We start from the raw sequence: 23,123 nt of genomic DNA, 5'->3' as shown, positions 1-23,123 counted from the left end.
TCAATGAAATTTAACTTTCTTAAAAAAATAATTATTGCGGCTGTTATTATTTATGCACCGCTACAAACGATGGCCTGGGGCGATAAAGGTCACCGTATTACGGGACAAATTGCCTCCAGCTATTTAACGCCGAAAGCCCGCGCTGCGGTTAAAGCCATCCTGGGTAACGAATCTATTGCCATGGCCAGCACCTGGGCCGACTTTATTAAATCAGACTCCACTTACAAGTACCTGTCTGCATGGCATTATGTTGATTTTGATAAACCCTATAATTATCCCGAACTGCAAAACTTTTTAAAGCAGGATACCAGTGTAGATGCCTACACTAAGCTGCAGTTTATGATAGGAGAGTTAAAAAAGAAAAACTTACCTCAAGATAAAAAGCTGCTGTACCTGCGCATGGTAATCCATATTGTAGAAGATATACACCAGCCCATGCACACCGCCCACACCGATGATGAAGGTGGTAACAAGTTCAAAGTACAGTGGTTTAATGAGCCCAGCAACCTGCACTCCGTTTGGGATAGCAAATTGATAGAGTACCAAAACCTGAGCTATACCGAATATGTGGCTGCCATTAACTTTACCACGCCGGCACAACGCACTGCGTGGCAAAAGGAACCTATCAGCAAATGGTTATTCGATAGTAAGGAAATAGCTGAAAACGTATATGCCGGAACCAAACGCGATGAAAGACTGGGTTACCAGTATAATTTCAAATATGTTGCTACCCTAAATAAACAACTGGTTAAAGCCGGCGTACACCTGGCCGGTTTACTGAACCAGATTTTTGGATAAAAGCCCTCCTAAATCCTCTCCTCCAGGAGGACATTAAAAGACTTATAAATGTTAGCGCCCGCCTTTCCGGCGGGCTACATCATCTATTTATGAAGATACTTATGGTTTGCCTAGGTAATATTTGCCGCTCGCCACTGGCGGAGGGCATTATGCAGCACCTGGTAAAAGAGCAAGGACTAAACTGGACGATAGACTCTGCCGGAACAGGCAACTGGCATGTAGGCGAGGGGCCCGACCATCGTTCGGTACGCACTGCACGGCAATTTGGTGTTAACATTAGCCAGCAGATATGCCGCCAGTTTAAGGTAAACGATTTTGATACGTTTGACCTGATATTGGTAATGGACAAAAACAACCTGGCTGATGTGCTGGCACAAGCCCGAACTGAGCAGGATGAAACCAAAGTACGACTCTTGCTTAACGACAAAGAAGTACCCGACCCCTATTACGACAACACCCAGTTTGAACCGGTATATCGCCTAATTGAAGGTGGTTGTAAAGACATCATCCGGGAGTATACCCAAGCTTAAACAAGAAAGGCTTTGCAGCCTTTCTTGTTACTTAGTTATTGTTATTTGCAGCCTGGGGCTCTGTTAATTTCTCCATACCTGGTACTCCACACCTCGTACCGCCTCCACACCTCGCTCCATTTTATTACCTTTGCCGCATGGCTTCTGTTAAACCCTCGGTACCTAAAGGCATGCGCGACTTTTCGCCCGCCGAAATGGTAAAACGTAACTATATATTCGACACTATAAAATCAGTTTTCCGCAAATACGGCTATCAGCAAATTGAAACGCCCACTATGGAGAATTCAGCCACTTTGCTAGGTAAATACGGGGAAGAGGGAGATAAGCTTATTTTTAAAGTACTGAATAGCGGCGATTATTTAGCTAAAACCGATGAACAGGCATTAGCTACACGTAACTCTAATCTGGTAGCTTCTTCTATCTCCGAAAAAGCCTTACGCTACGACTTAACAGTACCCTTTGCACGCTACGTAGTACAGCATCAAAACGATATTACCTTTCCGTTCAAGCGTTTCCAGGTGCAACCGGTATGGCGTGCTGACAGGCCGCAAAAAGGCCGCTACCGCGAGTTTTACCAGTGCGATGCCGATGTTGTGGGTTCTGATTCATTACTTAACGAAGCTGAATTTATATTAATATATGACGAAGCGCTGAGCAAGCTGGGCTTAAGCGATTTTAACATAAAGATCAATAACCGCAAGATACTATCGGGCATAGCCGAAATTATTGGCAAGCCGGAGTTGATTGTGGATATGACCGTGGCTATTGATAAGCTGGATAAAATTGGGTTGGATGGCGTAGTGAACGAACTCCTGACAAAAGGCTTTACTCAAGAAGATATAAATCAGTTGGAGCCGGTAATCCTGTTGCAAGGAAACAATGCCGAAAAGATAGAAAAGCTAAAAACTATTCTGGCATCATCTGCTGTGGGCTTAAAAGGTATTGCCGAACTGGAAACCATATTTACCTACCTGCAGAGCTTTACGCTGCAAAAAGCAACGGTTGAGCTGGATATTACCCTGGCTCGCGGTCTGAATTATTATACCGGGGCTATTTTTGAGGTAAAAACCAATGAGGTTGCTATGGGCAGCATTGGCGGTGGCGGCCGTTATGATGACCTTACCGGAATGTTTGGCTTAAAAGGCTTAACCGGTGCCGGTATATCCTTTGGTGCCGACCGTATTTATGACGTGCTGGAAGAGTTGAAGCTGTTCCCCGAGGCCAGTAATCAAACCACCAAAGTGTTGATCTGCCCGTTTGATGCAGCCGGCGAGGCGTACGGGTTGCCGCTACTGCAAAAGCTGCGCAACAGCAATATCAATGCAGAATTGTACCCTGCAGGCGCAAAAATCAAAAAACAACTGGATTACGCCAATAATAAAAATATCCCTTACGTGGTTGTTATTGGCAGCGACGAAATGCAAAGCGGCTTGCTGACCTTTAAAAACATGCAAAGCGGCGAGCAACAAAAGCTGGGTGCACAGGATATATTAAAGGCGGTGATGTAAACACGATAAAGAGCACCTACTTGTCATTTTTGAGCGTATGCGAAAAATCTTTTCAAAGCAGTTGGCTAATTAACTCGAAAAGATCTCTCACTGTCGTTCGGGATGACAAGGCATTATCATGTCTCTCCTGATAAAGCTTTTAAACTATCCTTATAAATTGGCCATTAGTTCTTTCAAAAACTTATCGGGTACCTCTATATGTGGTATATGTCCGCAGTTGTCAAACTCTATAAGCTTGCAGCCGGGTATCTTTTTAGCTGTGGCAGGTCCTAATAGTTTGTACTGCCCGTGCCGGGCTCTTTCTTCATCACTAAGCAGCGCTTTACCTACTATAGTCTTATCTTCTTTGCCGGTAAAAAGTACCGTTGGTACTTTAATCAGCCCAAACTCATAGCATACCGGCTGTTCGTAAATCATTTCGAAGGTAAGTGCAGCAACCTTGGCGTAGCGCGGAAAATCAGCGCTTTTACTTACACCAGCACCAATTTTTACCAGGTAGTCGTACTCCGGCTTCCATTGCGTAAAATATGATGTTTGATAGTAATTCTTAACGCTCTCAAAACTGGTTTTCAGCTCTGTGGCATAGTCCTGCTCTGCCGACTGGTAGGGTACAAAAGTGCGGTAGTCTTCAAGCCCTATCGGGTCTTCAAGCAAAAGCTTATCAACCGTGTTGGGGTACATCAACGTAAAGCGCGTGGCCAGCATACCACCCATAGAATGCCCCATAATAGTTGCTTTTTGTACACCCAGCGTATCCAGTAGCTTTTTGTTGAAGGTAGCCAGCTTATGAAAACTGTAGTGAATAAATGGCTTTGACGATTTGCCAAAGCCAATCTGATCGGGTACAATAACCCGATAGCCTTTGGCTGTTAGGGCTTTAATCACGTTGCCCCAATAATAGCCACCAAAGTTTTTGCCATGAAACAGCATCACCGTTTTACCATTGGCGCTTGTCGGCTTAACATCCATATAAGCCATCCGGATGTCCTGTCCCTCCACCTTAAGCGGCATAAAACTTACCGGGTAAGGGTATTTCACATTCTCTAAAGTGATAGACAAAGTATCGGGTTGAGCCATTGCTGCAACTGACCCTAACCACGCTAAAATAAAAAAGGCTATTCTGCGCATACACATAGATACAGAGGCGTATTTAATTTGTTTCCGTAAACTATGGTCAGGGCTCTTGACTATACCTCCTTGTTTCTAAATTCTCTCTATCTTTACCGGCTATGAAACCTGCTGAAATTAATGCCAAGTGGAGCGAGCTGCAGCAGCGCATTGCAGAAGACTTCGACACCGATTTGCCTGATATAAAAGTGATGCTTTTTTTAATTGGCGTACAAGAACTGGGGCAAGGCCCTAAAAAGTTTACCAAGCGCCAAAAAGAAGAGCTGATGCACATAGCCAATTGCAAACTGTTTAGTCAGCTTGGTTTTTATGAACTGGAAGGTGCCGATCAGGATGGCTGGCCGCACTGGAAACAAGTTAAACCCATCCCAGCTTATACGCTGCTGGAGCAGGAAATGCTCATGAAATCGCTTGTAGTTACCTATTTTGACGAGATGCAATCCTGATATGAAGAAACTTTTAGTTGTTTGCTTTTTATTAATAGCGTCTGCTGCTTGGGCAAAGCCGCCTAAAAACCAGTACGTCCGCATTAAAACCGCCTATGGGCAATGCATCATCAAATTGTATAATCAAACACCTAAACACCGCGATAATTTTATTAAGCTGGCAAAGCAAGGCTTTTACAACGGCACGTTGTTCCATAGAGTAATACAAAACTTTATGATACAAGGCGGCGACCCAGACTCTAAAGCAGCTAAGCCTGGCCAGGAGTTGGGCAATGGTGGTTTAAAATACACCGTACCGGCCGAGTTTAATGACAGTCTTTTTCATAAACGAGGCGTGTTGGCCGCCGCCCGTGATAATAATCCTGAAAAGGCATCAAGCAGCAGCCAGTTTTATATTGTGGAGGGCAAGCGTGCTACGGATGGACGGTTGGATACACTAGAACAAACTCGGCTCAAAGGCTTTAAAGTACCTGCATGGCAACGCGACGTATACAAGTCTGTTGGTGGTACACCCCAACTTGACCATGGCTATACCGTTTATGGCGAAGTGATAAGTGGCATTGATATGGTAGATTTGATTGCCGCCGTAGAAAAGGACAAAAAAGACCGCCCGCTTAAAGATGTAGCTATGACCGTTGAGGTGCTTAAGAAAAGGGAGTGCAAACAGCTGGATAAGCTATTACAGATCAGGTAAGCATGGCTGTTAATATAAGGCGCGCCACTGCGAGCGATGTGGACAACATACGGCAGTTATTTTATGATACCGTGACCACAGTAAACCGGCAGCACTATAATGATGAGCAGGTTGCCGCATGGTCTGCCGGCTATCATAATCGCGAGAACTGGGCCGGTAAAGTAGCTGCACAGCATTTTATAGTTGCTGAAGAAGAAAGTGCGCTGGCTGGTTTTGCATCCGTAACCAGCGAAGGCTATCTCGATTATATGTTTGTTGACCGCAACAGGCTAGGACAGGGCATAGCCTCGTTGCTTTTAAGCGAGTTGGAGACAATAGCGGCACGCTTATTTCTTGAAACTTTAACTACCCATGCCAGCATAACAGCTAAACCATTTTTTAAAAAGCATGGATTTGAGGTTGTTAAACAACAAACCGTACAGGTGCGTGGAGCCGAGCTTACCAACTTTGTAATGGAAAAGAAGCTTGCCTTTAAATCTACATCAATTTTACCGCCTGTTTGGCACCCGATAGATATGAAGATTATTACTTATAACGTAAACGGCATACGCTCAGCCATCAGTAAAAATTGGCTGTCGTGGTTACAGGCTACCGATGCCGACGTGGTATGCCTGCAGGAAATCAAAGCATCGCCCGATGTACTGACCGACTTGCTGCTGATTGAACAGCTGGGCTACCAGCACTACTGGTACCCTGCCGAAAAGAAAGGCTACAGCGGTACCGCCATTTTTACTAAAGAAACGCCCAAGCACATAGAATATGGCTGTGGTATAGAAGATTTTGACCGTGAGGGCCGTTGTATCCGGGTTGATTTTGAAGAGGTATCCGTAATGAGTGTCTATTTCCCCTCGGGCTCAAGCGGTGATGAGCGACAATCGTTTAAATTCCGTTTCCTGGATGAATTTGGTGCTTATTTAAATCAGCTGAAATGGGCTTACCCCAAGCTGGTAGTATCTGGCGATTATAACATTTGCCACAAACCTATTGATATACATAACCCCAAATCGAACGCCAACTCATCGGGCTTTTTGCCTGCCGAGCGCGAATGGATGGATGAGTTTTGCGACTCGGGTTTCATCGATTCCTTTCGTTACCTGAATAAGGAGCCCCATAATTATACCTGGTGGAGCTTTAGAGCTAACTCACGTGCTAAGAACCTAGGCTGGCGTATAGATTATAACATGGTAACCAGTGAACTGCAGAGTGCCATAAAACGGGCCGCCATTTTGCCTGAAGCAAAACACTCTGATCATTGCCCGGTTTTACTGGAATTAGCTTTGTAAAAATAGAAATAAGTAGCAAGAGCCCGAAAACAAAGACTTTAAGAAATGTGGATTGGCTCTTGCTATTGATATTAAACAATGGGCATTTTCCCGTTGCTCTTGGGCAGAATATATTCTGTTATTTTGCGGTCAAACTCATTCACATCGTCTATCACCTCAACAGGGTCAAAGAAAGACAATCCTATAAAACGGGTATCAGCCCCGCATTGGACTATAAAGCGGTCATAAAAGCCTTTTCCGTAGCCAACGCGGTAGCCTTGTTTATCGAATGCTAACAGCGGCACCAGCATCATGTCTATCGTTAACGGGTCAATTGCATTGCCGCTTACCGGCTCGGGTATACCAAAAGCATTAATACTTAACTCCAGTTGCTCGTCATCAGCATAGTTTTGCATGGTATGGTGTGCAAAATCAGCTTTAGGAAATGCAAGCAAAATATCAGGATGATTATCTTTTAACCAGTTGCGTATTAGAAAGGTATCGGGTTCTTTACGTTTATGAATAGGCAGAAACAGGTGGATGCACTTAATGCCGGCCAGGTTAAGTTGCTGAAACTGATGCAGCAGCTGATGGTTCAAATCGTCATACTCAGCTTGCGATAGCAGGTTGCGTTTAGCAATGTAAAGTTTACGTATTTCGGCTTTAGTCAAAGTCAGCAGATGAAGATTTAATCATCTCATTGCAAGATACGAAGCAATATCTTTGGAAGCAAGAACCGGATATGAGTTCAAATATGCTTAATACTTGCAGTAACTTATGAATGCTAAAAAACAAAAAGACCTCCGAATTGGAGGCCTTTTATAAAATATGGTAAAAAGATTAACCTTTTACACGCTCAATATAAGCGCCTGTGCTAGTGTCAACTTTTACTTTATCGCCTTGGTTGATGAACAACGGTACGCGAATTTCGGCACCGGTTTCTACTGTAGCGGCTTTCAGGGCGTTGGTTGAGGTATCACCTTTTACAGCAGGCTCAGAATAGGTTATTTCTAACTCTACCGAGGCTGGCGCCTGGGCCATAATTGGCTCATCGCTTTCAAAAGCTATAATAACGTTCACGCCTTCTTTCAAGAATTTAACAGCATTGCCAAACAAAAATTTAGGTATGTTAAATTGCTCATAAGTAGCATTATCCATTACTACAAGGTCGTTACCATCTTCATACAAATATTGATAATCGCTTGTTTCTACGCGGGCAATGGTTACTTCTTCGTCGGTACGGAAACGGTACTCAACCAGCTTGCCTGATTTTACGTTGCGCATACGGGCCTGGTAAAAGGCACGTAAGTTACCGGGCGTACGGTGTATAAACTCCTCCACCTGCACTAACTCCCCATTGAAGCGGAGTATATTCCCGTTTTTTATTTCTGATGCTTTAGACATAATAATTTTTAGTGGTGCAAACTTAGGTACTTAACGGCAAACAATCAAGCAGTTAATTACCTGCGGTTGCCGGGTCGCCATCAGTATTCAGTTCAACAATCTCATAGCCTAATTTTTGCAGGCCAGGTAAAATGCGGGCTTTATCGCCTACCAGTAAAATGTTCATTTGACCGGGCAGGATGTACTGGTGTGCAACAGTCTTTAACTGATCCTGCGTCATGCTATTTAGCAGTGCAGTTTGCCTGGTAATGTAATCGGCAGGCAAATTGTATTCTTGTATCAACGAAATAAAGCGGGCTTTTTGAAAACCGGTTTCATAACGCAGTGCATTACCCTGGCTAATTGCTTTTTTCAGGAAAGTTACCTCCTCGGCTGTGGGGCCATTGGTGCTAAAGTTTTTCAACTCCGTCATTAAGGCTACTAATGCGCTATCGGTTGATGCCGCGCGGATACCTGAGCTAAAGGCAAATGAACCGGCATATTTATCGGCCGAGAACGTGCTGCGTGCACCATAGGTCCAACCTTTGGTTTCGCGCAGGTAGGTGTTGAGGCGGCTGGTGAAGTCGGTACCCAGCGGGTAGTTAGCCATATAGGCTTTATAGTAATCGCCGGTTGGGTTGTAACGCAGGTTGTTGCCATATCCTACCGAAAACTGGGTTTGGGCAGCCTTGGGCACATCTACAATGTAAATTTTGGTTTTAGCTACCGGTAAAGCTGCTGCCGGAGCTGCAAGGGTTACCTTTTTGTTGGATAGCTTGCCCAAGAAGGCCAACTGGGTAATTACCTCTGGTTCTTTAACATCACCTACAACTACCACTTTCGCGCCGTTAGCTGTCATAAAGTTGTCGTAATAGCTTTGTATGTCGCTAAAAGTAATGTTGGTAACTGTTTGCTCAGTACCCGATTCAGGCAAACCCAGCACGTTATTGCCGCCATAGTTCAGCTTGGCAAATACGCTGTTTGCTATAGCCGCCGGCTGCGCTTTAAGTAATTTAAAAGATTCTAAACGTTGCTTTTTCAAGCGGTCAAAAGCTTCCTGGGTAAATTTAGGACTCAGCATGCGCTCCTGTAGAAGCGCCATAGTTTTAGGCAGATTAGTTTTAAGTGACTGTACCTGGAAAACCACCGCATCCACATCATTACTTACGCGTATACTGCTACCTAGTTTTTGCAACTCGGCAGCAAAGCGCTCGGCTGAATATTGGCGTGTATCCTCGCCCATCATAGCTGTAAAGAAACTTGCTAAACCTGCTTTCGACAAATTAGCCGCATCGGCCAAACGGCCACCAGGGATGCTGATGTTGAGGGTAACTACAGGTACTTCGTTATTTTCGGACCCAATAACCTGTACACCTGGAGATAAAGTTTTTTGCCAGAAAACAGGCGCTTTAGTAACCGGGGAGGCACCAATTGGCGGTACTTGGCTGCGGTCAAAGTTATCTTTAGGGCGGTTGTATTTTAAGCCGGCATAGCCGTAGTTTGGCGCTTTATACTGAGTAGTATCAACCGTAAAGTTGTCGGCTTTGGCCGGCGTAACATTTTGGCCTTTGGTAAGTACGCTTAAAACAACAGCACCCTTGTTTTTGATGTATTTGTTGTAGGCATTGATCACATCCTGCTTGGTAAGCGAGGTATAAGCTTTTAGCTGTGACGCCGTCATGTTAGGGTTGCCGGTATAGGTTTGGTACTCGGCCAGTTGAGACACTTTACCCGATACACTTTGCAGGCCGTTAATAAACTGTGATAGCATGCTGCCTTTAAATTTTTCAATGTCCTCGTCGGTAATACCGCGTTTCTCCAGCGAGTCGAGCGATGCGCGGTAAAGCTGCTCCATATCGGCCAGGGTTTTGCCGGGTAAGGGCACCAATTGCACCACAAACTCACCAGCCAGCTCATCATTACTGCTATAGGCAGATGCTTGTAAGGCCAGTTGCTTTTTCACCACAGTTTGATATAAAACAGAGTTTTTACCTTGGCCTAATATCTCAGCCAGGCAATCGATAGCCGGCATGTCTTTAGCAAAGTTAGGTACGGTTGGATACACCATAGCCAGCATAGGCAAACGTGCGTAATTGTCGGTATAGGACGCATAGCGATTGGCTGTTAAGCTAACAGCCGGAACAGCAACCGGTTTAACCTCCGGACCACGGGGAATGCTGCCAAAATACTTTTCGATCATTTTTAAGGTGGAAGCTGTTTGGAAATCGCCACCAATGGTAAGCGTGGCATTGTTAGGGCCGTACCACCGCATAAAGAAGTTTTTCAGATCATTCACATTGCTGCGATTCAAATCTTCGATGTAGCCTATAGTTAACCAAGAGTACGGGTGACCGTAAGGATAAAGATTTTTGCTATAGTACTGCGATACCAGGCCATAGGGGCGGTTATCATAGTTCTGGCCACGCTCATTCTTTACCGTAGCACGCTGTACCTCAAAACGATCTTGCGTTACCTGCCCCAGTAAGAATCCCATACGGTCGGCTTCGAGCCATATTGTATTTTCCAACAAGTTAGCTGGTACAGTCTCATAATAGTTAGTGCGGTCGTGGTTGGTAGAGCCATTGTTAGTACCGCCATTACCAATGGTAATTTTATCATGAACACCTTTAAGCGCATGGTCTGACCCTTCAAACATCATGTGCTCAAAAAAGTGTGCAAAGCCCGATTTGCCTATCTCTTCGCGGGCCGAACCTACATGGTAAGTTACATCTACATGTACCAGCGGGTCTGAGTGGTCTTCGTGTAAAATAACGGTTAAGCCGTTAGGCAGTACATATTTCTCGTAAGGAATAACCAGTTCGGTGCCTGTTTTAGTTACTTTTTGTACCAGTTTGGCCTGCCCGTAAGTAGTAGCACTTGCAGCAAGCAGCGCAAACATTAGGCGTAGAGATTTTTTCATGCAGTAAAATATAGCTAAGCAGCTAATTTAATGCATTGTACAGAGATTTTAGATGCGCACTTTATAAAAATTATTTTCGCTTATTTATGTCGCCCCTGCATTTAAGGAGGTTATTAAATAACTACGGGTGACGATGGCTATTTGTAGGTAGTAATATGGAGGCGGTTACTACAAAAGCTGTACTCCTGCTCCTGGTTAGAGCCTACTATAATCAAGCGGTTGCCTGCATATTTTTCAACCAGTTGTAAATACCAGTCGGTTCCCTGTGTGTCCAGATTTGAGGTGGGTTCATCCAGCATGAGCATGGCGGTATCGGAGCAAAAAGCCAGGGCCAGCTTAAGCCGCTGTTTCATACCCGATGAGAAGTATCGCACCAATTTATTTTTACTGCTTTGCATGCCCAGCAAATCTATAAGGCCGGCTTTATCCATGTCGGCTATGTAGGGTTTAAATTGAAAATGGAAGTCGATTACCTCATTTAAACTAAAATCTTCTATTAATTCCAGGTAGGGTGCTGCAAGGCTTATGTGCTTAAAAACAACCTCTACATCAATGGCTTTATCGTTAAAGCCAAAGCTTACCGTTCCAGCCGATGGAGACAAGCTGCCATTAAGTAATTGCAGTAAAGTGGACTTTCCGGAGCCGTTAGGCCCCAGTATTGCATAGCTGTTTCCCGAAGTAAAAGTGTAGTCAATCCCCTTAAAAATCCAGTCGCGGTTAAACCGGCGGCCGGCGTTGGCAAGGGTAATGTTGAGTTGATGGTTCATTGTTAATAGTTCGGGTTTGGCTATGATGTTACGGGCATTAAACGGCCAGCAACAATAACCATCAATGAACTAATTAATTATTGCCGAATCCTTTCATAATACCCCGTTGCGAGCTTTGTATGAAGTTAAGGATCTCGTCCCGCTCAGCAGTCGGGCGAAAGTCGGCTTCTATGATCTCCATAGCTTTGGTTACGTTACTGTTTTTTACAAACAGCGTACGGTATATATCCTGTATCTCGTTAATCTTATCCTCGCTAAAGCCGCGGCGACGTAAACCTACCGAATTGATGCCGGCGTATGATAAAGGCTCGCGGGCGGCTTTTACATAAGGCGGAACGTCCTTGCGTACCAGCGAACCTCCGGTTACAAAAGCGTGCGAACCTACGCTGCAAAACTGGTGTATAGCTACCATGCCCGCCAGTACTACATAATTACCAACCGTAACATGCCCTGCAATAGTGGTGTTGTTAGAGAAGATACAATTATCGCCAATTACGCAATCGTGGGCTACGTGGCAGTAAGCCATGATAAGGCAATTGCTGCCTATTTCGGTTTTCCAATGGTCTTTAGTGCCGCGGTTAATGGTCACACATTCGCGAATGGTGGTATTATCGCCAATGGTGGCCTGGGTGTTCTCGCCTTTAAACTTTAAATCCTGCGGAATGGCCGATATAACAGCGCCCGGAAATATGCGGCAGTTTTTGCCAATACGGGCGCCGTCCATAATTGTAACGTTAGACCCGATCCACGAGCCTTCACCTATCTCCACATCTTTGTGGATGGTAACAAAAGGCTCTATCACCACGTTATCCGCAATTTTGGCTTGCGGATGTATATATGCTAATGGCTGGATCATGTTTACTTATATTTTACAATTTGCGCCATTAGTTCGGCTTCTACAACTATTTTTTCGCCAACCATACCAATGCCTTTCATCTGGGCAATGCCGCGGCGTATAGGTGCTATTAAATCGCATCTAAAGATAAGCGTATCCCCCGGTAAAACTTTATCTTTAAAACGGGCATTTTCAATTTTTAAAAACAGTGTAAGCCAGTTTTCAGGATCAGGCACGGTATTGAGTACCAATATGCCCCCTGTTTGGGCCATAGCCTCAATCTGCAACACACCCGGCATAACCGGCGCACCCGGAAAATGGCCAACAAAAAACGGCTCATTCATGGTAACGGCCTTTAAGCCAACTACGTGGGTCTTGGTTAATTCTAAGATTTTATCAACCAACAGCATAGGCGGGCGATGCGGCAGAATGTTCATGATCTGCACCGTATCATACACCGGCTTGGCGTTAGGGTTGTAAACCTTAACATGCTTGCGGCTGCGTTCTTTTTTAATTAACGCCTTAATTTTTTTGGCAAAGGCTACGTTAGCCGCATGCCCGGGGCGCGCGGCCATAATATGACCGCGTAATGGTACGCCAACCAAAGCCAAATCGCCAATCATATCAAGCAGCTTATGGCGTGCAGGCTCGTTCTGGTGGCGTAATTCAATATTATTTAGGATGCCTTGCGGGGCCACGTCAATATCCTTGCGATTAAACAGCTTGGCTAAATGTGCCAATTCTTCGGCATCTACATGCTTATCAACAACTACGATAGCATTATTGATATCGCCCCCCTTGATGAGGTTGTGCTTCATCAGCATCTCCAACTCGTGCAAAAAGCAAAACGTGCGGCTGCTGGCTACTTCTTTTTTAAACTCTGCTATAGAAGATATGGTGGCATGCTGTGTACCAAGTACCGGCGAATTATAATCCACCATACAGGTAAAGCGATAGTCGTCATCCAAGGGCATGGCTACCATCTCTACCTTCCGGTCGGTTTCAGAGTAATGAATATTGTACGGAATGTGGTAGTACTCCCGGTCGGCATCCTGCTCTTCGCTGCCTGCTTCGAGCAGGGCACTTACAAACGGCATCGAGCTGCCATCCATAATCGGCGTTTCAGGTCCGTTCAGGTCAATCAGTACGTTATCCAGCTCCAAACCTACCAATGCCGCCAGTACGTGCTCTACAGTGCTCACACTTGCGCCGTTCTGGGTAATGGTTGTACCTCTGGAGGTATCGGTCACGTTGTCTACATCGGCATCAATAATGGGGCTTCCCTCCAAATCAACACGTCTGAATTTAAATCCGTGATTTTCAGGCGCGGGGTTAAACGTCATGGTTACGCTTTCGCCTGTGTGCAGCCCTGTGCCCGATACGGCAACCTGAGCTTTAATGGTTCTTTGCTTTACATTCATATACTTGTTCAGCTGCATCAGTGGATAATTTCCTGCTTATTGCGCAGCTCAGCAATTGTTTTTTCTAAATCCTCTATCTTTTTCTTTAACTCGGGCAACTGATGCACAATCAATTGTGAGCGCAAAAAGCCCTGGTAAGGCTGCAATATTACGCCACCCCACTTCTTTCCTTCTTCCGTAATGGTACGGTTAACGCCGGTTTGTGCCTGTATTTGCGAGCCTTTAGCAATGCTTATGTGGCCAACTATACCCGCCTGTCCGCCTATTATTACGTTCGCGCCAATTTTGGTACTGCCCGATATGCCGGTTTGAGCGGCTATAACGGTATTGCCGCCCAACTCAACGTTATGCGCAATTTGTATCAGGTTATCGAGCTTTACCCCATTACGTATAATGGTTGATCCCATGGTGGCGCGGTCAATAGTGGTGTTAGCCCCTATCTCCACATTATCTTCAATTACTACGTTACCAATCTGACTAACTTTGGTGTAAGATCCGCTACCGTTAGGCGCAAAGCCAAAGCCATCGCTGCCAATTACAGCCCCCGAGTGTATAATTACGTTATTGCCTACTACACAATCGGCATATATTTTTGCACCAGCAAACAGGGTTACATCATTGCCGAGCGTTACATTATCGCCAATGTAGCAGTTTGGGTATATTTTGCAATTGTTACCCATTTTGGCACCAGCACCTATATAAGCAAATGCGCCGATGTATGGATTTTCGCCTACTGTAGCAGTAGCGTCGGTAAAGCTGGGTTGCTCTATACCTGTTTTGTTTAATTTAAGGGTATTATATTTCTCAAGCAGTATTGAAAACGCACTGTAAGCGTCATTAACCCTAATCAAAGTTGCCTTAACAGGTTCTGTAACTACCAGGCTTGTGTTAACAATAACTATGGTAGCCTGGGTATGGTACAAAAACTGCTCATATTTGGGATTGGCCAAAAATGACAATGCTCCCGCTGAGGCCTCCTCAATCTTCGCCAACTTATTGATAGTCACCGTAGGGTCACCTTCAATACTTCCATTCAGCATCAAACTTATATCATGCGCAGTAAATTGCATCGGGCAAATTTAAAGGTTAAAAGTTAAGCAACAAATTATAAACACATTGTTAACAGGTTATATTAGGTCTTTCGTATAACAAAGTATGTATTTTTCTACTGTTTTGGCAAGCGCCTCTAAATTTGAGTTATCGCTTGCGGTAGTAATATCTTTAATTGCACCACCTTTCATCAGTATTTTAATGTTAGCATCACCTACTTTATAGGCATTGTTACTTATCACATCTGTGAATACGAAATAACCGGCTTCTTCGTAACTAATATTATATTTTTTCATGGCTACTTGCCTTAGTACTTCTACGCGATCCTCACTCGGCTTGGCATTGGTGATATCTACGTGATATAGGTTACGCTGTATAAAGTTTTTGCACAAGCGCGACAATACCTTATCCGTATGCCCAATCCAAACCTTTACCGCAGCCATTATATCAGTATCATCCAAACAGGTAAAAGTTTCGATATGATGGTCCTCATGGATGAACTGTTCTTTTGTGATACTTTTTTGCAGGAAATGGTTTAATGCCGGTGTACAAAAAAGTTGCTGCCCCTGCAAAGATAATAGCCTGGCACGCTGTAATATCTTACCCAGCATCTGCTCGCCCGAGGTTACGGTTTTATGTAAATATACCTGCCAGTACATTAAACGGCGCGCTACCAAAAATTTTTCAATGGAATATATGCCTTTTTCCTCCACTACAATGGCATCATCAACCACATTCAGCATTTTAATAATGCGCTCAGAACTGATAACGCCCTCCGAAACACCGGTGTAAAAACTGTCGCGGTTCAGGTAGTCCAGCCTATCCATATCCAACTGGCTTGATACCAACTGGTGCAGGAACTTTTTAGGATAAGTATCATTAAATATCTCGATAGCCATATCCAAAAACCCTCCAAAAAGCTCGTTCAGCTTATTCATGAGCAGGGTTGAGATATCCTCATGATCAATTCCCTTTACAATATGTTTCTCCAATGCGTGCGAGAACGGGCCGTGGCCAATATCATGCAGTAAAATGGCAATCATTACCGCCTCTTCTTCTTCGGCTGTAATTTTCTGGCCTTTATCGCAAAGGGTTTTTACAGCCAGTTGCATGAGGTGCATTGCGCCCAGGGCATGGTGGAAACGGGTATGCAAAGCGCCGGGGTAAACCAAGTGCGTCATCCCTAGCTGCTTAATATACCTTAACCGCTGAAAGTAAGGATGCTCCATTAAGTCAAATACCAGATCGGTAGGTATGTTGATGAAGCCGTATACGGGATCATTTATAATTTTTTTCTTATTCAAGCCTGTTATGGTATAGTTTTGCAAAAGTGTTAAATTACCCTTAGCTTGTAAACTATTGATGTGTTATTTTTTGTTAAGACTTTCGCATCATAACAACAAAACAGGTGGTTAAAAGTTATAATCCAACACATACTTAAAATATCATGCAGGAAACGACTATACTTTGGGCCGACGACGAAATAGATTTACTAAGACCGCATATCCTTTTTTTGAACGAAAAAGGGTACAAGGTTAAAACCGTGACTAATGGCAGCGACGCGCTTGAGGCTTTCCGGAATGATTATTATGACCTGGTTTTTTTGGATGAGAACATGCCGGGCCTTACGGGGCTGGAAACCCTTACGCAGATTAAAAGCATAAATGCCGATGTGCCTATTGTGCTGATTACCAAAAATGAGGAAGAGCCCATGATGGAAGACGCCATAGGCTCAAGAATAGATGATTACCTGATTAAGCCGGTTAACCCTAAGCAGGTATTACTCACTATAAAGAAACTGACGGAAAATAAACGCCTGGTTACCGAAAAAACCACCATGGCTTACCAGCAGGACTTCAGAACGCTGGGTATGACACTCAACGATAACCTGAGCTACCAGGAATGGGTAGATGTTTATAAAAAACTGATTTACTGGGAACTGGAGCTTGAACGCCTTGAAGATGCCGGGATGCACGAAATACTGACGCTGCAAAAAGCAGAAGCCAACGTGCAGTTTTGCAAGTTTATTGAGAAGAATTATATCGACTGGGTAAAGAACCCCGATTCGGCCCCTATACTTTCGCACCAGTTATTTAAGAAAAAGGTTTTCCCCAGGTTAGATAATATACCCGTGTTTTTTATTCTGATAGATAACCTGCGGTATGACCAGTTCCGGATCATTAACCCGATTATATCCGAGTATTTCAGGCTGGAGGAGGAAGATACTTACTTCAGCATACTGCCTACCGCAACCCAATATGCACGTAACGCTATATTTGCCGGCCTGATGCCGCTGGATATGGAAAAACGCTTTCCGGGTATGTGGCAGAACGACGAAGACGAGGGCGGCAAGAACCTGCACGAAGAAGCTTTCCTGGGCGATCACATAAAACGCGTTTTGCGTAAAGAATGTAAATACTCTTACCATAAGATATTAAACATTGACGAAGGCCGCTCACTGAATGACTCGGTTAACAACTTGATGAATAATGAGTTGAACGTGGTGGTGTATAACTTTGTGGATATGTTATCGCACGCCCGTACCGATATGCAAATGATACGTGAACTGGCCAGCGATGATGCTGCTTATCGTTCACTTACCCTTTCATGGTTTGAGCACTCGCCGCTGTTCGATTTACTGAAGTTTTTATCGACCAAGCAGGTAAAGGTTATTATTACAACCGACCACGGTACTATACGTGTTAAAAATCCAAGCAAAATCATTGGCGATAAGAACACGAATACCAACCTGCGCTATAAACAAGGTAAAAACCTGAACTTTAATGCAAAGGAAGTTTTCCATATCCGCAATCCGCACGATGCCATGCTGCCCAAATTGCACGTAAGCAGCAGCTTTGCCTTTGCTAAAGAGGACAGCTACTTTGTATACCCTAACAATTACAACCACTTTGTTAACTTTTACAATGAGACCTTCCAGCATGGCGGCATATCATTGGAGGAGATGATTATACCAGTGGCCACCTATGGCGTAAAGTAAGCTGCTTTGGTGCTTGCCAAAACCAGTCATTTATTACCGCCGATATAAAGGTTTTTAGCGTATTTCTGAATTAAATTTGTGTTTTGTATATGAACCGGACGTTGAATAGCATAGCCATTAGCGCCCTATCTGACTTACCCGCTGCGGCCGAAGCCCTCTTACAATTTGCGGGCAGCCAGAAAATATTTTTGTTTTACGGCAATATGGGCACTGGTAAAACTACCTTCATCAAAACGCTGTGCGAGCAACTGGGCGTTATGGAGGCGGTTACCAGTCCTACTTTTTCTATTGTGAACGAGTATGCCGGGCGCGATGCACAGGTTTATCATTTTGATTTTTACCGGCTTAAGAATCAAGAAGAAGCATTAGACATGGGTTATGAAGAGTACTTCTATTCGGGCAATTACTGCCTTATTGAGTGGCCTGAAAAGATACCAGATTTACTGCCGCAACATTACATTAAAGTAAGCATTGCGGTAAGTAATGAACAAACACGAGAGTTTAGCTTTGAAAGTATTTAACGCCGTTTGTGTAAATTTGCTTACCTTCAAGCAATGGTGCCGTTAAACGCGTTAGGAATAATTTTTGCAAATATTTAGTACATGAGTTCAGGGTTATATAGTGGGTTTTCGGATGTGGCCAAGCAGGCAATGATGCAGCCGCAGGAATCGATGCTGGAAACAAAGAATAAAAAGAACACGCTTTATATCGGCATCCCGCGTGAAACTTCGTTCCAGGAAAACCGCATTACCCTGACGCCATTTTCGGTTGCCTTGCTGGTTAACAACGGGCATAACGTATTGCTGGAAACCAACGCCGGCAAAGCCGCTAACTTTTTAGATAATAATTATAGCGAACAAGGCGCTGAAATAGTTTACGACACTAAAAAGGTTTACGAGGCTGATATTATTATTAAAGTAGCGCCGCCTACCATGGCCGAAATTGAACTGATGAAGCCCGGCCAGATCCTCATATCAACCCTGCAGCCCTCAACGCTTAAGCAAGAGTGTTTGCAGGCCATGATTAATAAGCGCATTACTGCGTTGTCATTCGAACATCTGCGCGACGAGGGCAATGTACTGAGTGTTGTACGGGCCATGAGCGAAATTGTAGGCGCTACCTCTATTGCTATAGCATCCGAGTATTTAAGTAACGTATTTGGTGGCAAAGGTTTAATGCTGGGGGGTATTACCGGCGTACCACCAACCGAAATAGTGATATTAGGTGCCGGTACCGTAGGCGAGTATGCGGCCCGTGCGGCTATCTCACTGGGGGCGGAGGTAAAGGTTTTCGATCCGTCAATTTACAAATTGCGTCGCTTGCAAAACAACATTGGCAGCCGGGTCTTCACCTCGGTAATTCAGCCTATTGTGCTCGAAAAGGCAGTTACTACATGCGATGTAGTTATTGGCGCCCTGCGCGCAGAGGACGGCCGCAGTCCATGCATCATATCCGAGTCGACCGTTAGCCGGATGAAACCCAATTCGGTAATTATTGATGTGAGTATAGATCAGGGCGGCTGTTTTGAAACATCAGAAGTAACTAACCACACGCACCCGGTATTTCGCAAATATGATGTGATACATTATTGCGTACCTAACATAGCCTCCAGGGTTGCACGCACGGCTACTTATGCTTTAACCAACATATTTACACCCATTTTGCTGGACATTGGCGAGAACGGTGGAATAAACAATGTTATCTGGCAAAAAACCGGCATACGCAACGCTGTATACATTTACCATGGTCAGTTAACTAACAAGCATTTGAGCGAGCGGTTCAACATTCCATGTAAGGATCTTGATTTACTGATTGTAGCCAACCGTTAGCATTAGCTAGCTATTTGGTTGTCTGTAAAAACGCAGCCGGTATTTCAGTAGTATGGTGTTTATCGCCATAGTGGCTAATGGTTAATTTCGCTTTGCCGTTATCTGCAATCACTATCCTAAACAGCATGTCATAGTCATCATCCGTCAGTGTCTCAAAAGGCACGGTAGCTTGTAAGGCTTTAGCAAGCGGTATAAGCGTATTAGAATGACCTACAACCAACATTTCTTTTCCTTTGTTTTCCTGCGCCAATTTAGTGGCCAGTGTGTTCGCCTCACGTGGATCATATGTAGCAGGCGTTAGCTTCAAACCGGCAGCCAGCGGCGCAACCGTTGCCAGCGTACGTTTGTAGTTGGTGCTGTAAATAGCGCTTATTTTATTGCCTTTTAAAACACCGGCCAAATCTGCCGCACGTTTAATACCAAGTTCAGACAAATCAGGGTCCGATGCCGACATCATACTGGCGATTGCTGCTTGTTTTTCGGCATGCCGAACCAGCCAAATGGTAGTTTGTTGTGCAAAGGCACCAAAATTGCTTAAGCATACCAGGGCAAGTGCCAGTAACCAGATCTTTTTATACATGTGCTGTTGCAGTATTACTTGGTTTAAAACAAATAAGCACAAAAAAAATTTATTAAAAAAACGTTTCGCTCATCTATGAAAATATTTAACAAGACCTATCTTAAAAGCTTATGGAAGGTACTCATGGCTACTTTTTCTGGCTTCTCGAATGATAACGGATTAAAATTAAGCGCCTCCTTAGCTTATTATACTATTTTTTCCATTGCGCCATTACTCATCCTGATACTTTCACTGGCGGGTATATTTTTAGGTCCTGATGCCGCATCGGCTAAACTATACGCACAAATTGACCAATATGTAGGCAAGGAAGCGGCGAAGCAAATACAGGATGTAGTAAAAAACCTCCAGTTTTCTGGTAAGTCGGGCGTGGCGCTAGCGTCTGGAATTGTAACTTTATTGCTGGGTGCCAGCAGTATTTTTCTCGAAATACAAGATTCGCTCAATACCATTTGGCGCGTAAAGGCTAAGCCTAAAAAAGGATGGTTAAAAATGCTCCAAAACAGGTTTCTGTCCTTTTCGCTCATTGTAAGCTTAGGCTTTTTACTGCTGGTTTCATTAATGGTAAATGTTATTGTAAATGCAGTTAGTGATCGGGTTAGCCGGTTTTTACCTGATATTACCGAACGCCTAATTGAGATCGTAAACTTGGGGATATCTTTCCTGGTTATTGCTACGCTGTTCGGTATCATTTTCAAATTTTTACCTGATGTTAAAATTAAGTTTAAAGATGTGCGTTCGGGAGCCTTCTTTACGGCTATTTTATTCATGATTGGTCAGTTCATTATCAGCCTGTATTTAAAGTATTCGGCACAAGGTTCGGCTTATGGTGCTGCCGGCTCCATTATCGTATTATTGGTATGGATTTACTATACCGCTGCCATTTTATACATAGGCGCCGAGTTTACGCAGGTTTATGCTGAGGCCAATTGCAGCCATATAGAGCCGGCCGATTATGCTGTACATATTCAGCAAACAGAAACAGAGCGCGAAGTAGATAAGTTGCCACCTCAAAACCCAGAGCTTAAAGGGCAGTTAAAAACCGATGGTTAGGTTATAAGGGCTCAAGGATCAAAACAACAAGGCAGATGTATACGCGTCTGCCTTTTTTTATGCCCTTATACCGGCAATTTGGCTCTTTTATGAAGCTGCTTAATTTCATTTGATTGTACAGTTAAAGGTTTCATTTTAAATAAGCTAAGTTGTAACTTTATACTACCAATTATACTTAAGTGAAAAAGGTGCTTCATATTTGTAAGTGCCTGTTTTTAGTTGTTTTTGTACTATGCCAGGCTGTTGTTGTAAAGGCGCAGTACTTTGACCTGGTCAATAACAAAAAGCAGGTAAAGCTCCGTTTTAGGATGGTGCGTGATATGATTATTGTGCCGGTTACCATCAACAGTAAAGGACCATTCAATTTTGTTTTAGATTCAGGGGTTGGTTTAATGATCATTACCGACCCCACCCTGGTAGATTCTATTAATATTTACGCCAAACGCACTATTAAACTTTATGGCAGCGGTAACGCCGATGTTTTTGAAGCTTATGCTACATCGCCTTTAGATATTATGCTGGACGGTAAAATAAAAAGCTACGATGTATCTGCAGCTATCTTAAAACAAGACCATTTTGGTTTGTCTAATTACGCAGGCATGCCCATACACGGCTTATTAGGGTATGAATTCTTTTCGCAGCTGGCTGTGAAAATTAATTTTTCAGACAGCACTATAACAGCCGGCACGAGCGGCCGGTTTAAACCGCTCCGGAAAGGCATACAGCTGCCCATAAGTATTGAGGAACGCAAGCCTTACCTGAAGACTACAGTTACTTTGCCTGATGGATGCCCGGTTGAAAACAAATTTGTAGTTGATTTAGGTGCTGGTCATCCCCTATCACTCGAAAATTTGCAAAAGAACAAGGCCTACTTTCAGAAAGCCATTGTAGCCAATCTGGGTGTTGGCTTAACAGGCCCCATAAATGGCTATATAAGCAGGGTAAATGAGGTAAACTTAGGCAAATACAAATTCAACAACGTAATTACGTCTTTCCCCGATTCAAACTTACATGTAAGCTACATTATACCGCGCGATGGCAATATTGGATTGGGAATATTGAAGAAGTTTTTGCTGGTATTGGATTATCAGAAAGGTATAATGTACTTGAAGCCCAATTACAAGTTTAAAGAACCGTTTGAACATGATATGAGCGGCATGGAATACTATGCCACAGGTGCCGACTTTAAACGTATATTAATAAGCCGGGTGGAGCCCGGATCGGCAGCCGACGAGGCTGGCATAACTGCTAATGATGAAATTACCGCCATAAACTTCAAAGCAGTTACAAAAATGAATATGATTGATATAGACAACCTGTTCAAGTCGAGAGAAAAACGAAACATTTTGGTAGAAATCTCCCGCGACAAAAAGGTGGAAACCGTAATTCTTACCTTAAAACGGCGGATATAAGGTGGCGCGCTTACCTATCTAATAAGCACGCCTAACTATAAGCCTCATACATCATTATTTAAGCTGACTGATATTTTCAAAAAATGCAGTTTGCAAGTCAAGCAGCGATCGTACTTTCAATGTTTCTCCATAGGGATCAAAACAGATATACCTGGACTTTTCAGGCTCACTGGTCTTCTTCTTTTCCAAAAAATTAAAGGTCTCAAAAAAATAGTGATTGGTTGTTACTTTACTTTTTTCATTGGTCTCTGTTGAATTAAGTGTAAAGCCCATAAGCGTTGTCCAGTCATGTACTTTAGATTGGAGGTTGGCGCGCATTGTGTTCATAGGTATACGTGTTGATTTGTTTTAAGACTAAACGGTTGATGTAACTTTTAATTAAAAACGGGGTCGAATCAAGCTCCCAAAACAGGTTACTTCAAACCGCGGCAACTTCCCGCACAATTCATGCCATAAATCGTAGAAGCGTTTGATTATCAATTTCATACTTAAATCTTTAACCCAATTAATTT

Annotated in this window: 22 protein-coding genes and 1 pseudogene; 12 read left to right on the top strand and 11 right to left on the bottom strand. The window is 43.8% G+C overall.

The genetic code is table 11. From position 1 onward, the window contains the following. Positions 1-3: 3 nt before the first annotated feature. The 3 genes from ABDD95_RS00190 to hisS all read left to right on the top strand — a co-directional run bounded on the left by ABDD95_RS00190 (position 4) and on the right by hisS (position 2,836). Positions 4-798: a S1/P1 nuclease gene (locus ABDD95_RS00190; protein WP_345949882.1), complete on the top strand. Its 795-nt coding sequence runs from the start codon at positions 4-6 to the stop codon at positions 796-798. 89 nt (positions 799-887) lie between these two features. Beyond that, positions 888-1,328 (top strand): low molecular weight protein-tyrosine-phosphatase, encoded by a 441-nt coding sequence (locus tag ABDD95_RS00185; protein WP_345949881.1) that lies wholly within the window; start codon positions 888-890, stop codon positions 1,326-1,328. 137 nt (positions 1,329-1,465) lie between these two features. Further along, positions 1,466-2,836, top strand: coding sequence for a histidine--tRNA ligase (gene hisS, locus ABDD95_RS00180; RefSeq protein WP_345949880.1), 1,371 nt, complete (start codon positions 1,466-1,468; stop codon positions 2,834-2,836). Positions 2,837-2,986: 150 nt separating this feature from the next. On the opposite strand, the gene ABDD95_RS00175 is transcribed toward hisS, so the two are convergent. Then, a complete protein-coding gene (locus tag ABDD95_RS00175) occupies positions 2,987-3,964 on the bottom strand; it encodes an alpha/beta hydrolase (RefSeq protein WP_345949879.1) in 978 nt (325 codons plus the stop codon). 101 nt (positions 3,965-4,065) lie between these two features. Between ABDD95_RS00175 and ABDD95_RS00170 the strand changes: the two genes are divergently transcribed. The 4 genes and pseudogenes from ABDD95_RS00170 to ABDD95_RS00155 all read left to right on the top strand — a co-directional run bounded on the left by ABDD95_RS00170 (position 4,066) and on the right by ABDD95_RS00155 (position 6,387). Next, positions 4,066-4,410: a hypothetical protein gene (locus tag ABDD95_RS00170; protein WP_345949878.1), complete on the top strand. Its 345-nt coding sequence runs from the start codon at positions 4,066-4,068 to the stop codon at positions 4,408-4,410. Position 4,411: 1 nt separating this feature from the next. Further along, positions 4,412-5,104: a peptidylprolyl isomerase gene (locus tag ABDD95_RS00165; RefSeq protein ID WP_345949877.1), complete on the top strand. Its 693-nt coding sequence runs from the start codon at positions 4,412-4,414 to the stop codon at positions 5,102-5,104. Positions 5,105-5,106: 2 nt separating this feature from the next. Further along, positions 5,107-5,499 (top strand): annotated as a pseudogene (locus tag ABDD95_RS00160) (GNAT family N-acetyltransferase); the annotation flags it as partial. A gap of 120 nt (positions 5,500-5,619) precedes the next feature. Then, positions 5,620-6,387: an exodeoxyribonuclease III gene (locus ABDD95_RS00155; RefSeq protein WP_345952127.1), complete on the top strand. Its 768-nt coding sequence runs from the start codon at positions 5,620-5,622 to the stop codon at positions 6,385-6,387. A gap of 71 nt (positions 6,388-6,458) precedes the next feature. On the opposite strand, the gene ABDD95_RS00150 is transcribed toward ABDD95_RS00155, so the two are convergent. The 8 genes from ABDD95_RS00150 to ABDD95_RS00115 form a co-directional block, all read right to left on the bottom strand. Continuing rightward, a complete protein-coding gene (locus ABDD95_RS00150) occupies positions 6,459-7,037 on the bottom strand; it encodes a 5-formyltetrahydrofolate cyclo-ligase (protein WP_345949876.1) in 579 nt (192 codons plus the stop codon). 169 nt (positions 7,038-7,206) lie between these two features. Beyond that, positions 7,207-7,770, bottom strand: coding sequence for an elongation factor P (gene efp, locus ABDD95_RS00145; RefSeq protein WP_345949875.1), 564 nt, complete (start codon positions 7,768-7,770; stop codon positions 7,207-7,209). 52 nt (positions 7,771-7,822) lie between these two features. Then, entirely contained in the window at positions 7,823-10,669 is a 2,847-nt protein-coding gene (locus ABDD95_RS00140; RefSeq protein ID WP_345949874.1) for a pitrilysin family protein, read from the bottom strand. A 137-nt stretch (positions 10,670-10,806) separates the two neighbouring features. After that, complete coding sequence (locus tag ABDD95_RS00135) at positions 10,807-11,436, bottom strand: ATP-binding cassette domain-containing protein (RefSeq protein ID WP_345949873.1); 630 nt, start codon at positions 11,434-11,436, stop codon at positions 10,807-10,809. A 73-nt stretch (positions 11,437-11,509) separates the two neighbouring features. Beyond that, the gene (gene lpxA, locus ABDD95_RS00130; RefSeq protein ID WP_345949872.1) at positions 11,510-12,292 is read right to left on the bottom strand and encodes an acyl-ACP--UDP-N-acetylglucosamine O-acyltransferase; all 783 of its coding nucleotides are present in this window, start codon (positions 12,290-12,292) and stop codon (positions 11,510-11,512) included. Positions 12,293-12,294: 2 nt separating this feature from the next. Beyond that, complete coding sequence (locus tag ABDD95_RS00125; protein WP_345952126.1) at positions 12,295-13,692, bottom strand: bifunctional UDP-3-O-[3-hydroxymyristoyl] N-acetylglucosamine deacetylase/3-hydroxyacyl-ACP dehydratase; 1,398 nt, start codon at positions 13,690-13,692, stop codon at positions 12,295-12,297. 17 nt (positions 13,693-13,709) lie between these two features. Next, positions 13,710-14,762: a UDP-3-O-(3-hydroxymyristoyl)glucosamine N-acyltransferase gene (lpxD, locus tag ABDD95_RS00120; protein WP_345949871.1), complete on the bottom strand. Its 1,053-nt coding sequence runs from the start codon at positions 14,760-14,762 to the stop codon at positions 13,710-13,712. A gap of 57 nt (positions 14,763-14,819) precedes the next feature. Beyond that, entirely contained in the window at positions 14,820-16,046 is a 1,227-nt protein-coding gene (locus tag ABDD95_RS00115; RefSeq protein WP_345949870.1) for an HD domain-containing protein, read from the bottom strand. Positions 16,047-16,189: 143 nt separating this feature from the next. Between ABDD95_RS00115 and ABDD95_RS00110 the strand changes: the two genes are divergently transcribed. The 3 genes from ABDD95_RS00110 to ABDD95_RS00100 all read left to right on the top strand — a co-directional run bounded on the left by ABDD95_RS00110 (position 16,190) and on the right by ABDD95_RS00100 (position 19,569). Beyond that, a complete protein-coding gene (locus tag ABDD95_RS00110) occupies positions 16,190-17,740 on the top strand; it encodes a bifunctional response regulator/alkaline phosphatase family protein (RefSeq protein WP_345949869.1) in 1,551 nt (516 codons plus the stop codon). Positions 17,741-17,829: 89 nt separating this feature from the next. Next, on the top strand, positions 17,830-18,261 hold the full coding sequence (tsaE, locus tag ABDD95_RS00105; protein ID WP_345949868.1) for a tRNA (adenosine(37)-N6)-threonylcarbamoyltransferase complex ATPase subunit type 1 TsaE: 432 nt from the start codon (positions 17,830-17,832) through the stop codon (positions 18,259-18,261). Positions 18,262-18,342: 81 nt separating this feature from the next. Then, positions 18,343-19,569, top strand: coding sequence for an alanine dehydrogenase (locus ABDD95_RS00100; protein WP_345949867.1), 1,227 nt, complete (start codon positions 18,343-18,345; stop codon positions 19,567-19,569). 10 nt (positions 19,570-19,579) lie between these two features. Here ABDD95_RS00100 and ABDD95_RS00095 read toward each other — a convergent pair whose 3' ends face one another. Further along, positions 19,580-20,149: a phosphoglycerate mutase family protein gene (locus ABDD95_RS00095; protein WP_345949866.1), complete on the bottom strand. Its 570-nt coding sequence runs from the start codon at positions 20,147-20,149 to the stop codon at positions 19,580-19,582. 75 nt (positions 20,150-20,224) lie between these two features. On the opposite strand from ABDD95_RS00095, the gene ABDD95_RS00090 reads away from it, so the two are divergent. Together ABDD95_RS00090 and ABDD95_RS00085 are read left to right on the top strand one after the other, a co-directional pair. Beyond that, positions 20,225-21,199, top strand: coding sequence for a YihY/virulence factor BrkB family protein (locus tag ABDD95_RS00090; RefSeq protein WP_345949865.1), 975 nt, complete (start codon positions 20,225-20,227; stop codon positions 21,197-21,199). Positions 21,200-21,378: 179 nt separating this feature from the next. After that, positions 21,379-22,611, top strand: coding sequence for a PDZ domain-containing protein (locus ABDD95_RS00085; RefSeq protein WP_345949864.1), 1,233 nt, complete (start codon positions 21,379-21,381; stop codon positions 22,609-22,611). 54 nt (positions 22,612-22,665) lie between these two features. Here the strand turns inward: ABDD95_RS00085 and ABDD95_RS00080 are convergent, their stop codons facing one another. Next, positions 22,666-22,938, bottom strand: a complete 273-nt coding sequence (locus ABDD95_RS00080; RefSeq protein ID WP_345949863.1) for a hypothetical protein — start codon at positions 22,936-22,938, stop codon at positions 22,666-22,668. Between the last annotated feature and the right edge of the window lie 185 nt (positions 22,939-23,123).

The sequence above is a fragment of the Mucilaginibacter sp. PAMB04274 genome (assembly GCF_039634385.2).
Taxonomy (GTDB): domain Bacteria; phylum Bacteroidota; class Bacteroidia; order Sphingobacteriales; family Sphingobacteriaceae; genus Mucilaginibacter.
Note: the sequence above shows the minus strand (reverse complement) of the source record. Positions and strands in the feature narration are given on the sequence as shown.